This window comes from Actinospica durhamensis (assembly GCF_018139695.1).
In the GTDB taxonomy this organism is placed as follows: Bacteria; Actinomycetota; Actinomycetes; order Streptomycetales; family Catenulisporaceae; genus Actinospica; species Actinospica durhamensis.
This window is the reverse complement of record NZ_JAGSOG010000264.1, coordinates 1-11,874: the sequence shown is the minus strand read 5'-3', so window position 1 is coordinate 11,874 and position 11,874 is coordinate 1. Positions and strand designations below refer to the sequence as shown.

At 72.8% G+C, this 11,874-nt stretch carries 13 protein-coding genes; 11 read left to right on the top strand and 2 right to left on the bottom strand.

All coding sequences use genetic code 11. The features are described from left to right. Positions 1-591 (top strand): hypothetical protein (locus KDL01_RS33190; protein WP_212532640.1); only part of this gene is annotated, 591 nt, incomplete at its 5' end. A 94-nt stretch (positions 592-685) separates the two neighbouring features. Here the strand turns inward: KDL01_RS33190 and KDL01_RS33185 are convergent. Together KDL01_RS33185 and KDL01_RS33180 are read right to left on the bottom strand one after the other, a co-directional pair. After that, positions 686-1,825 (bottom strand): Mrp/NBP35 family ATP-binding protein, encoded by a 1,140-nt coding sequence (locus KDL01_RS33185; protein WP_212532639.1) that lies wholly within the window; start codon positions 1,823-1,825, stop codon positions 686-688. 123 nt (positions 1,826-1,948) lie between these two features. Then, positions 1,949-2,485: a hypothetical protein gene (locus tag KDL01_RS33180; RefSeq protein ID WP_212532638.1), complete on the bottom strand. Its 537-nt coding sequence runs from the start codon at positions 2,483-2,485 to the stop codon at positions 1,949-1,951. A 216-nt stretch (positions 2,486-2,701) separates the two neighbouring features. Here KDL01_RS33180 and KDL01_RS33175 point away from each other — a divergent pair, with 216 nt between their 5' ends. The 10 genes from KDL01_RS33175 (at position 2,702) to KDL01_RS33130 (ending at position 11,865) form a co-directional block, all read left to right on the top strand. Next, positions 2,702-3,670 (top strand): DMT family transporter, encoded by a 969-nt coding sequence (locus KDL01_RS33175; RefSeq protein WP_212532637.1) that lies wholly within the window; start codon positions 2,702-2,704, stop codon positions 3,668-3,670. Between the two features lie 47 nt (positions 3,671-3,717). Further along, on the top strand, positions 3,718-4,677 hold the full coding sequence (locus tag KDL01_RS33170; protein ID WP_212532636.1) for an HpcH/HpaI aldolase/citrate lyase family protein: 960 nt from the start codon (positions 3,718-3,720) through the stop codon (positions 4,675-4,677). Positions 4,678-4,944: 267 nt separating this feature from the next. After that, positions 4,945-6,138 (top strand): acyl-CoA dehydrogenase family protein, encoded by a 1,194-nt coding sequence (locus KDL01_RS33165; protein ID WP_212532635.1) that lies wholly within the window; start codon positions 4,945-4,947, stop codon positions 6,136-6,138. Between the two features lie 95 nt (positions 6,139-6,233). Then, on the top strand, positions 6,234-7,193 hold the full coding sequence (locus KDL01_RS33160) for an alpha/beta fold hydrolase (protein ID WP_212532634.1): 960 nt from the start codon (positions 6,234-6,236) through the stop codon (positions 7,191-7,193). 127 nt (positions 7,194-7,320) lie between these two features. Beyond that, a complete protein-coding gene (locus KDL01_RS33155; protein ID WP_212532633.1) occupies positions 7,321-8,124 on the top strand; it encodes a hypothetical protein in 804 nt (267 codons plus the stop codon). A gap of 71 nt (positions 8,125-8,195) precedes the next feature. Further along, complete coding sequence (locus KDL01_RS33150; RefSeq protein WP_212532632.1) at positions 8,196-8,687, top strand: MaoC family dehydratase; 492 nt, start codon at positions 8,196-8,198, stop codon at positions 8,685-8,687. 128 nt (positions 8,688-8,815) lie between these two features. After that, positions 8,816-9,523: a DUF6758 family protein gene (locus KDL01_RS33145; RefSeq protein WP_212532631.1), complete on the top strand. Its 708-nt coding sequence runs from the start codon at positions 8,816-8,818 to the stop codon at positions 9,521-9,523. Positions 9,524-9,641: 118 nt separating this feature from the next. After that, positions 9,642-10,478, top strand: coding sequence for a PHP domain-containing protein (locus KDL01_RS33140; protein WP_212532630.1), 837 nt, complete (start codon positions 9,642-9,644; stop codon positions 10,476-10,478). Between the two features lie 21 nt (positions 10,479-10,499). Continuing rightward, on the top strand, positions 10,500-11,114 hold the full coding sequence (locus tag KDL01_RS33135) for a MarC family protein (RefSeq protein WP_212532629.1): 615 nt from the start codon (positions 10,500-10,502) through the stop codon (positions 11,112-11,114). Between the two features lie 79 nt (positions 11,115-11,193). Beyond that, positions 11,194-11,865 carry a DUF1707 SHOCT-like domain-containing protein gene (locus tag KDL01_RS33130; RefSeq protein WP_212532628.1) on the top strand — a complete coding sequence of 224 codons (672 nt, stop codon included), beginning with the start codon at positions 11,194-11,196 and terminating at the stop codon, positions 11,863-11,865. The last annotated feature ends 9 nt before the right edge of the window (positions 11,866-11,874 follow it).

Below are 11,874 nucleotides of genomic sequence, written 5' to 3'. Positions count from 1 at the left end.
CCCGAAACCCCCGACGTCTTCCTGCGGGCCGACCTGCCCTGGTACGGCCTCGACGCCGGCTGGCAGGGCACACGCAGCCTGGGCGCCGTGTGCACGGGACCGGACGGCCTGGTCGAGTTCGGCACCCTGCGCCACGGCGACGCCGGCGCGACCCGCCCCGACTCGATGACCCAGCGCCGCGCCGTCACGGTGCTGACGATGGCCAGGCTCGGCCGGCGCCCGCTGGCCAAACCCGACGGCAGCGCCGCCGGCTCGGTGGAGGCGATGACCGTCTCCGCCGCCGCCGCGCTGGCCGGGGTGGGGCTGGTCGACGACAACTGGCCCTGGCACCTGGATGCGACGACCCGTCAGTACTGGGTGGATCAGCAGCGGGACATGGCCTACGAGGTGGCCGAGACCCTCGGCGCAGACCCCTGGCAGCCGCTGACCCTGCTCGTGGGCGAGCAGCAGCAGGAGTTCCACTACCGCGAGTCGCTCTACGGCTGGGTGATGGCCGCGGCGCGCCCCGACTGCTTCCTGGCCGCCTACGGCCGCGGCGTGTCGGCCTATTCGCTGGCCTTCGTCCGGGTGGACCCGACGCTCTACAGCTGAGGGCTCAGATCCAGGGCGGCGGTCGCAGGACAAGACGAAAGCCCGTGCCCGGGCCACTGCGGGTGGCCCGGGCACGGGCTTGTCTCGCGTGGGCTCAGCGCCCGGCGGGGGAGACGCTCAGGGACATGCCGACCAGGCCGCGCGAACGGACCGTCAGCTGGTCGGCGATCTGTCCGAGCACCATGCTGGCCGGGGCCTGCGGTTCGGCCAGCACGACCGGGACGCCGCCGTCGCCGCCCTCGCGCAGGCGCAGGTCGATCGGGATCTGGCCGAGCAGCGGGACGGTGGTGCCGGTGACCCGGGTCAGCGCGTCGGCCACGGTCTGGCCGCCGCCGCTGCCGAAGACCTCGACCCGCTCGTCGCAGTGCGGGCAGGGCATCCAGGACATGTTCTCCACCACGCCGGCGATCCGCTGGCGGGTCTGCAGCGCGATGGTGCCGGCCCGCTCGGCCACCTCGGCCGCGGCCTGCTGAGGGGTCGTCACCACCAGGATCTCGGCGTTCGGCACGAGCTGGGCCACCGAGATGGCCACGTCGCCGGTGCCCGGCGGCAGGTCGAGCAGCAGCACGTCGAGGTCGCCCCAGTAGACGTCGGCGAGGAATTGCTGGAGCGCGCGGTGGAGCATCGGGCCGCGCCAGACCACCGGCTCGTTGCCCGGGGTGAACATGCCGATCGAGATGACCCGGACGCCGTGCGCCACCGGAGCCATGATCATGTCCTGGACCTGGGTGGGCCGCTCGGTCACGCCGAGCATGCGCGGCACGGAGTGGCCGTAGATGTCCGCGTCCACGATGCCGACCTTCAGCCCGCGCGCGGCCATCGCGGCGGCGAGGTTCACTGTCACGGAGCTCTTGCCGACGCCGCCCTTGCCCGAGGCCACCGCGAACACGCGGGTGAGCGAGCCGGGCTTGGCGAACGGGATCTCCCGCTCGGCCCGGCCGCCGCGCAGCTGGGTCTGCAGCTGCTGGCGCTGTTCCGGGCTCATCACGTCGAGCTCCACCGCGACGCTGGTGACGCCCTCGAGCGCACCGACCTCGCGGGTGACGTCGGCGCGCAGCGGGTCCTTGTGCGGACAGCCGGCCACCGTCAGGTACAGCCCGACGTTCACCGTGCCGCCCTCGACTGCCACGGATTTCACCATGCCGATCTCGGTGATCGGACGGCGGATCTCCGGGTCCTGCACGCGCGCGAGCGCGGTGCGGACCTGCTCTTCGGTGACGGTCGCTACGGTCATACCGCTCATACTAGCTAGTAACCCCCGGGCGGGCGTCACTCGGTTGGACGCAGGTGACTTCGGGCGAGCGGCGGGGCGGCGGATATCGGCGTACATTTCCGCGCCGCGTGCGGCCCGGCGCGGTCAGCGGCGGCGGGTGGTACCGGGTCCGGACTGCACCGGCGCGGCGCCGCTGGCCTTGGCGAAGCGGCCGGGACCCTCAAGCAGCGGGCCCTGCGGCACGATCCGGTAGACCACCGAGTGCGCGGTCCAGCGGTCCGGCTGCGCCTCGCCGTCGCGGGCGTTGAGGCGCTTGGCGTGCAGGGTGGGGACGACCTCGGCCCACTCCGCGCCGCCCGGCTCGACCCGGCCGACCATGCCGGACCAGGTGGCCAGGCGCCCGCCCTTGTCCTTCGAGCGCACCGTGACGCGCACCAGCTGGCCGTTGGACAGGCCCGGGACGTTCTGCTCGCCGCCGCCGGTGACCAGATACGCGGCGCCGACGCCGGCCACCTCCTGCCACACGTGCCAGACCAGCCGGTCGCGCATTCCGGGCACGGCCACCCAGAGCAGACCGGACTTCTTACACGCCTCCTCGACCAACGCGGCGTCGGGCAGCGCGGGCGGAAGCGTCGCGACGGAGGACGACGAGGGCGATGCGGGGTACTGCGGCCGGGTCATGGTCCAAGACTGTCCCACAGTGCTTTGCGGCGCTCGTCAGTGGGACAGCTTGTAGAAGTTCGCAGGCCGCGTGGTATCGGCCGCCGCGACTTGTACCCTGGGCGTACCGCTCGTCATACCCGCGTCCCGGAGGTACCCCTGACCAGCCAGCCCGACTCCTGCGCGGCGCCGCGCCCGGCGTCGATATCCGGCCCGGTCACGCGCGGCCCCTCGGCCGTGCACCGCCCGCCGGCCAAGGACGTGCCGATCCTCGCGCTGGCCGTGCTCGGCGTGGGCACCTCCGGGCCGCTGATCGCCGCCACCCGCGCGGCGCCGCTGGCGATCGCGGTGTGGCGCAACGCGCTCGGCGCCGCGGTGCTCACGCCCTTCGCGCTGCTGCGCCACCGCGAGGAACTCAGGGGCCTGCGGCGTACCGAGTGGATCACGGCCCTGCTGGCCGGGTTGATGCTGGGCCTGCACTTCGCCACCTGGACCCCGAGCCTGTCGATGACCTCGGTGGCCTCGGCCACCGCGTTCGTCGCCACCCAGCCGATGTTCGCGGCCTTCATCGCCCGGCTGCGCGGCGAGCACGTGGCTGCGCGCGCCTGGCTGGGCATCGTGGTCGCGTTCCTCGGCGTGATCGTGCTCTCCGGGGTGGACCTGCACCTGTCCCAGCGCGCCTTCGTGGGCGACCTGTCCGCGCTGTGCGCGGCCGTGTTCGCCGCGATCTACATGACCCTCGGCGCCCGGGTGCGCCAGACGGTGTCGCTGACCTCTTATACGAGCATCTGCTACTCCACCGCCTCGCTCACGCTGGTCGCGCTCGCCCTGATCACCCGGCAGTCGCTGCTCGGGTTCGACGGCTCGGCCTGGCTGAAGATCTGCGCGCTCACGGCCGGGGCCCAGCTGCTCGGCCACACCCTGTTCAACCGGGTGCTCAAGACCACCAGCCCGACCGTGGTCTCCGTGGTCATCCTGCTCGAGGTGCCGATCGCGGCGCTGATCGCGCTGTTCTGGCTGCACCAGGTGCCCTCGATCTGGGCGCTGCCGGGTGCGCTGCTGATCCTGGCCGGGCTGGTCGCGATCAGCACCGCGGGCCAGGCGCGGGGCGCGGCGGAGCACGGCGCGGAGGGCGCGGACGCGGCCTTCGAGGCGGCCGCGTCGAGTGGCGCGCATCACGCGGCACTCATCCCTACCGACGGGTAACCTGACCAGGGACCACGGTCCGTACCCTGACGGGAAGGAACCATCCCATGTCCGCAGTCAACCGTCCGCGCCGCTCCTGCCTCGCCGTCCCCGGCAGCAATCCGCGCTTCCTGGAGAAGGCCCAGGGGCTCGCGGCGGACCAGGTCTTCCTCGATCTCGAGGACGCCTGCGCCCCGCTGGAGAAGGAGGGCGCGCGGCACAAGATCGTCGAGGCGCTCAACCAGGGCGACTGGGGCGGCAAGACCCGCACCGTGCGCGTGAACGACCTGACCACGCACTGGACCTACCGCGACGTGATCACCGTGGTGGAGGGCGCCGGGGCGAACCTGGACTGCGTCATGCTGCCCAAGGTGCAGGACGCGGGCCAGGTGGTCTGGCTCGACCTGCTGCTGACCCAGATCGAGAAGACCATGGGCCTGGAGGTCGGCCGGATCGGCATCGAGGCGCAGATCGAGAACGCCAAGGGCCTGGTGAACGTGGACGCCATCGCCGCCGCCTCGCCCCGGATCGAGACGATCATCTTCGGCCCGGCCGACTTCATGGCCTCGATCAACATGAAGTCCCTGGTCGTCGGCGAGCAGCCGCCCGGCTACGACGTGGGCGACGCCTACCACTACATCCTCATGCGGATCCTGATGGCCGCCCGCGCGCACGACGTGCAGGCGATCGACGGGCCCTACCTGCAGATCCGCAACGTCGAGGGCTTCCGCACGGTGGCCGGGCGCTCGGCCGCGCTCGGCTTCGACGGCAAGTGGGTGCTGCACCCGGACCAGATCGCGGTGGCCAACGAGGTCTACGCGCCCAGCCAGGAGGACTACGACCACGCCGAGCTGATCCTGGACGCCTACGCGTTCCACACCTCGGAGGCGGGCGGGAAGAAGGGTTCGGCGATGCTCGGCGACGAGATGATCGATGAGGCGAGCCGGAAGATGGCGCTGGTCGTCGCGGGCAAGGGGCGTGCGGCCGGCTACGCCAGGACCGGGAAGTTCGAGCCGCCCCAGGGCTGAGCCCCGAGCGCGCGGACGGGCGGACAGACGGGCGGGCGGACGCGTGCGGCGACCGTCCGCGCCGAGTCCTGCCCGCGCGCACTCGCGCCATCCCGCGCCGGGCTGCCGAAATCACGAAAACCTGGGGCCGATCGCCCTTTCCAGGCCCGCGCCCGCTGTGGATACTGGCCAGTAACAACCGTGACCCGCACCCTCGAGGCGGCGCGCGGCGGCCCGGCCGCCGCACGGCCCGCCGGGGCGGGAGCATCGACCGAGGGAGCCGTACGTATGGCACGCCTGGCCAGAACCGAGGGCCTGACCGACATCCAGCAGGAGATCCTGGCGACCGTCCGCACCTTCGTGGAGCGCGAGATCATCCCGGTCGCCACCGAGCTCGAGCACGCCGACGAGTACCCGACCGAGATCGTCAAGGGCATGGCCGAGCTCGGCCTGTTCGGCCTGATGATCCCGGAGGAGTTCGGCGGCCTCGGCGAGTCGCTGCTGACCTACGCCCTCGTGGTCGAGGAGATCGCGCGCGGCTGGATGTCGGTCTCCGGCATCCTCAACACCCACTTCATCGTGGCGTACATGATCAAGCAGCACGGCACGGCCGAGCAGCAGGCCGCGTTCCTGCCGGAGATGGCCGAGGGCCGGGTGCGCGCCGCGTTCTCCATGTCGGAGCCGGGGCTCGGCTCGGACGTGGCCGCGATCAGCACCAAGGGCGTGCGGGACGGGTCCGACTATCTGATCACCGGCCAGAAGATGTGGCTGACCAACGGGGCCACCGCCAACCTCGTCGCCCTGCTCGCCCGCACCGACGAGGGCGCCGAGACGCCCTACAAGAACCTCACCACCTTCCTGATCGAGAAGGAGCCCGGCTTCGGCGAGACCCGGCCGGGACTGACCGTGCCGGGCAAGATCCAGAAGATGGGCTACAAGGGCGTCGACACCACCGAGCTCGTGCTGGATCAGGTGCGGGTGCCGGCGGACCGGGTGCTCGGCGGCACGCCGGGGCGCGGCTTCGCGCACATGATGGACGGGGTCGAGGTCGGCCGGGTGAACGTGGCCGCGCGCGCCTGCGGGATCGCGCTGCGGGCCTTCGAGCTCGGCATCGCCTACGCCCAGCAGCGTTCCGCGTTCGGCAAGCCGATCGCCCAGCACCAGGCGATCCAGTTCAAGCTCGCCGACATGGCGACGAAGGTCGAGGCCGCGCACCAGATGATGGTGCGCGCCGCGCGGACCAAGGACGCCGGGCAGCGCAACGACCTCGAGGCCGGCATGGCGAAATACCTCGCGGCCGAGTACTGCAAGGAGGTCGTGGAGGACTCCTTCCGCATCCACGGCGGCTACGGCTACTCCAAGGAGTACGAGATCGAGCGGCTCTACCGCGAGGCGCCGATGCTGCTGATCGGCGAGGGCACCTCCGAGATCCAGCGGATGATCATCGGGCGGCGGCTGCTGGAGGAGTACAAGCTGCGCTGACCGGCCGCGGGCCACCGCACACCGACGCCGTACGCCGCCGACCTCCGCCCACCGTCGCGCGGCCGGTTCCGAGCGCGCGGGTTAGCCTGGGGTCTGTGAACGTCGCGCCGCGGGTACCCGGGCGCCTGGTCCGTGTGGCCGGGCTGGCCACGCACGTGGTGGCCGAGCCAGGGCCGCCCGGTGCCACCCTCCCGCCGGTGCTGCTCAGCTCCGGGCTCGGCGGCGGCTGGTTCGACTGGAAGCTGGTGCTGCCCGAGCTGGCCGAGCGCGCCCCGGCGCTGTGCTTCGACCGCCCGGGGCTCGGCTGGTCCGAGCCCTCGCCGGTGGGGCCGACGCTGGCCGGCGAGGCCGACCGCATCAGGGCCCTGTTGACCACGCCCGGAGTGCTCGGGCCGGGGGCCGGGCCGATCGGGCCCGCGGTGGTGGTCGGGTTCTCGCTCTCCGGCTTCCACGTCGAGGCCTTCGCCCGGATGTACCCCGAGCTGGTGGCCGGCCTGGTGCTGATCGACGGCTCGGCCGAGCCGGACGCGCCGGCCCCGCCGAGCCCGGAACAGGCCGAGCGCGCGGTGGCGCTGTGGCAGAAGGTCGGCGAGCTGGCCGGGCGCACCGGCCTGGCCGCGCTCGGCACGCCGCTGATGCGGGCCCTGTCCGTGCGCGCCACCCGGGTCGGCGGATCAGACCTCGCAGACACCGCGGAGGTGGCCGCGGCCGGCGCCTCTGGCCGGGTGTTCACGGCCGGGCTGCTGGAGAACGCCACCTACCACACGCTCGCCGCGCAGCTGCTCGAGCTGCGCTGCGAGCGCCCGTTCCCGGCCGACGTGCCGCTGCGGGTGATCGCGGCCTACGGCCTGTCCCCGGTCGCCCGCGCGCTGCCGTTCGCCGGCGGCTCGCTGCGCCGCGGCCGCGAGCAGTGGCGCGCGCGCCAGCAGCAGTTGACGCGGATGTCCGCGCGCGGAAAGCTGATCGAGCTCGAAGACAGTGCCCATTTCGTTCCATACGACCGGCCGGACGCGATTGTCGAGGCCGTGGCCGAGGTCTGGTCCGCGCTCGTCTAGACTTCGGACCGGCCGACCGCTCTCCGGCTGCCCGGACCACCTGACGCGCACCGGGCCGATAGGGCAGGATGGGCGGCGACGACCGCGCCCGCGCGTGGCAAGGATCAGGGAGGGCCAGGACACTCCGATGGCAACGTATTACGTGATCGCCCGCATGGACGGAACCCGGCAGATCGGACCGGACCGCCAGGTGGTCGACCTGGCCGCGGCCCTCGAGCGCGGCATCACCACCTTCCTGACCGAACCGGCGGAGGCCGAGTCCTCCGCCGAGCCGTACGGACTGCTGCTGCATCCCGAGCCCGCGCAGAGCGGACTCGGCATCGCCGACGACATGACCCTCACCCTCGGTGTGGACGGGTCCTTCCGGCTCTTCCAGCTCCAGGCCGTGCCCGCGCCCGAGCACTTCGTCCCGGCCTCCTCGGTCGGCGCGCAGGCGATCGTCACCCGCGAGTTCCTGGCCGTCGCCGAGGTCGCCTCCTGGTGGGCGTACGGGCCCAACGGCCAGCGCGTGCTCGGCCTGCTCTACGCGCTCGGCAACCTCCAGCGCGAGCAGCTCGACCGGATCGGCAAGCGGATCGACGCGGCCGGGCTCAACTTCGCCCGGCACAAGTTCGACGCGCTGGCCAAGGCCGACGCGGCCATCTCGGCCTCCGGCCGGTCCGGGGCCGCCCGCCTGGCCCGCGGCTACGCCCGTGCGGCCACCTACGGCACCTGGGAGAAGGACTCCGCGCTCAGCCACGCCGCCTCGGCCGCCGGGGACCTGGCCTACGTGCTGACCGTCGGGGACCTGATCGAGGAGGACTACCCCGACCACCTGGCCAGCTGGCTGGCCCCGGAGATCCCGGACGTGGGCTACGCCGGGGACGCGGTGGACTACCCCAAGCCGGGGCAGCCCGAGTTCGAGCCGGAGCAGGTCGAACTCGACGCCTGAGGCTACCGGCCGGTAACAAGTTGCGGCAGGATGGGCGGCACGCAACCGTCCCACCCTTCAGGAGCTGACCCATGCAGTTCGGCCGCTACTTCGAAGAGTTCGAAATCGGCGCGGTGTACAAGCACTGGCCCGGCAAGACCGTCACCGAGTACGACGACCACCTGTTCTGCCTGCTGACCATGAACCACCACCCGCTGCACCTCGACGCCCACTACGCCGAGGGCGCCACCGAGTTCGGCCGGAACGTGGTCGTCGGCAACTACGTCTACTCGCTGCTGCTCGGCATGTCCGTGCCCGACGTCTCGGGCAAGGCCATCGCCAACCTCGAGGTCGAGTCGCTGCGGCACGTCGCCCCGACGTTCCACGGCGACACGATCTACGGCGAGACCACGGTGCTGGACAAGACCGAGTCCAGGTCCAAGCCGGACCGCGGCGTGGTGGCGGTCGAGACCCGCGGGATCAACCAGGACGGGACCGTGGTCTGCGTCTTCCGCCGCAAGGTGATGGTGCCCAAGCTGCCCGCCGGCGGCCCGTTCGAGCCCCGGCCCGAGCCGCGCGGCTGAGCACGCGGCCGGGCGCCGGGCGCAGCCGGGGCCCCTCTCGGGTGACGAGCGCTTGACGGGAGGCACCCGGACGGGAGACCGTTCGTATCATGAAGGGCGAGCCCAGTTGTCCCCGGTGCGGGAACCGTGTGCGTGCTCCCGGCGATCCTTCGGCCCACCTGCCGGTGGTGCCGGAGTCGTTCATCGGCGAGGTGCCGGACACCGTCCCGGAGGATCTCGCGTCGCTGCCCGCGGCCGCGCTGCCGTACGGGCCGAGCTCGTCCGTGGACCTGTGGCACTGTGAGCTGCACGGCGCGGTGCACCCGGTCCAGCCCGTGCTCGCCCCGGACGCCGAGGCGCTCTCCGGCGTGGTCGCGCACTCCCAGGTCCCGCTCTGGCTGCCCTGGCCGCTCTCCAGCGGCTGGAGCTTCAGCGGTCTGGCCTACGCGGGCGACCGCAAGGACGGCGCGCGCGCGACCGTGGTGGCCGCGTCCGGCCCCTCGCCCTTCGGCGGCGACGGCGACCTGCTGCTGATCGCGGAGGAGATGGGCATCGGCCTCGGCGCCCGCTTCGCCGGCCTGCCCGGACCCGACCCCGGCCCGATCTTCGAGGACACCGCGGCGCACGCCAAGCTCTACGCGGCCGGCCGGCCCACCCCGATGTGGGCCGTGCCCGGCACCGGCGACCGCGCCGTGTTCGTCGGCGAGGCGCGCGGGATGTGGCTGTGGCTGGTGCTGTGGCCCGCGATCGCCGGCACCCTGCTCTACGACGAAGTGGTGCTCACCGACCTGCGCGACGCCGAGGCCGAGCTCGCCTACCTGCCGATGGGCACGCTCTCGCCGCGCTTCTTCGGCTGAGCGGCGCTTGTACGGCGCGGCCGCGTAGCCGGTAGGGCCGCGAGCGCGGGCACGCCGGAGGTGAGCCGAAGTGGCCGCCGGAGGTGAGAGCCGACGGCGGGCCCGGTAGCCTGGCCGAATGCGGATCGACCTGCACACCCACAGCAGTTGTTCGGACGGCACCGACACCCCGTCCGAGCTGGTGGCGAACGCCGCCGCGGCCGGGCTCGACGTGATCGCGCTGACCGACCACGACACCACCGCCGGCTGGGACGCGGCGGCGGCCGCCGGCGAGCGGCACGGCGTGCGGGTGATCCCCGGGGCCGAGATCTCCTGCCGCTTCGGCGGCCCCGGCGGGATCCAGGTGCATCTGCTGGCCTACGGCTTCGACCGCGGCGCCCCGGAGTTCGCGGCGGAGCGGGCCAAGCTGCGCGACGACCGCGAGCATCGCGCGGAACTGATCACCGAACGCTGCCGCGACCTCGGCGCGCCGATCTCCTGGGAGCAGGTCCAGCGCATCGCCCGGGGCGCCGCGATCGGGCGCCCGCACGTGGCCAGCGCGCTGGTGGAGGCGGGCGTGGTGCCCAGCGTGGACGCGGCCTTCTCCAGCCTGTGGCTGGCCGACGGCGGCCGCGCCTACGTGGAGAAGTACGCCCTCGAACCCGTACACGCGATCCGGCTGGTGCGCGACGCGGGCGGCAAGACCGTCTTCGCGCACCCGGCCGCGGCCAAGCGGGGGCGGACCGTGACGGACGAGCAGATCGCCATGCTCGGCGACGCCGGGCTGCACGGGCTCGAGGCCGACCACCCGGACCACGACGAGGCCGCCCGGGCGCATGTCCGGGCCCTGGCCGACTCGCTCGGCATGGTCGCGACCGGGTCGAGCGACTACCACGGCACCCGCAAGACGGTGGTGCTCGGGCAGTGCACCACCGCGCCGGAGGCCTTCGCCGCGCTGTTCCCCGAATCCGCCTGACCGGCCGGGGAATCCGCGTCGATGAACGTCACCCTCTTCGGCACCAGCTTCGTCACACTGCTGGTGATCATGGACCCGCCGGGCACCGTGCCGGTCTTCCTCGGCCTGACCTCGGGCCGCTCCCGGCGCGACCGGCGCCGGCTGGCGTTGCAGGCCTCTGTCGTCTCCTTCGGCGTGATCAGCTGCTTCGCCGCGTTCGGGCAGCAGATCCTGAAGTACCTGGGCATCACGGTCTCGGCGCTGGAGGGCTCGGGCGGGCTGCTCCTGCTGCTCGTCGCGCTGGAACTGCTGACCGGCCGGGCGGACGAGCCGAGCGAGTCGGCGGATGTGAACGTGGCGCTGGTGCCGCTCGGCACGCCGCTGCTGGCCGGGCCGGGCGCGATCGTCGCGGTGATCTTGTTCGTGCAGCAGATCCACGCGGTGGGCGACTTCGTGGCGGTGGCCGCCGCGATCGTGGCCACGCACCTGGTGATCTGGCTGACGATGCGTTACTCGGTGCTGATCATCCGGCTGATCAAGGAGTCCGGGGTCACCCTGGTGACCCGGATCGCCGGTCTGCTGCTCGCCGCCATCGCCGTGCAGATGGTGGCCGACGCGGTGCACTCCTACCTGCTCGGCTGGCACATCGGGCACTGACGCGGCGCGGGCGAAGCGCCGGCCAGGCACCGGCCGCGCTCGGCGGACCCGTACGGCATGGTCCGTATAGGATTCCGCCATGGCGATGGACGAGCAGCCCGCGCAGCGCCGGGCCGAGTTGGACCTGCGTGCCTCGGACACGGACCGCGAGCGCGTCGCCGAACTGCTGCGCACGGCGGCCGGACACGGCCGGATCACCCTGGACGAGCTCGGCGAGCGGCTCGAGGCCGTCTACTCCGCGAAGACCTACCGCGAGCTCGAACCGATCACCGCGGACCTGCCGACCGAACAGGGCTCGGCCCCGCGGGTATCCGTACCCGAAGACGCCGTCCCGCTGACCGGCGCCCCCTCGCCGGTGCGGCGGGCCGCGATCGCCGTCATGTCCGGGGCCAAGCGCACCGGCGCCTGGGTGGTGCCCAAGCGCCTGCGGGCCTTCGCGTTCTGGGGCGGGGTGGTGTTCGACCTGCGCGACGCCCGGTATGAGAGCGCCTTCACCGAGATCTCCGCCGTCGCGATCATGGGTGGTGTGCAGATCATCGCGCCGCCGCAGGTGCGGGTGGAGGTCGTCGGCATCGGCTTCATGGGCGGCTTCGGGGAGAACGAGCCCACCGCGGTCCCGCCGGCGAACGCGCCGGTGGTGCGGGTGAAGGGCTTCGCGTTCTGGGGCGGTGTCGCGGTGCAGCACGAGGCGCAGCCGCAGCGCCGCGAGGTGGGGGAGGGCCGGGATGGCCGCGGGGAGCTCGTCCGGTGAGTCCGAGCG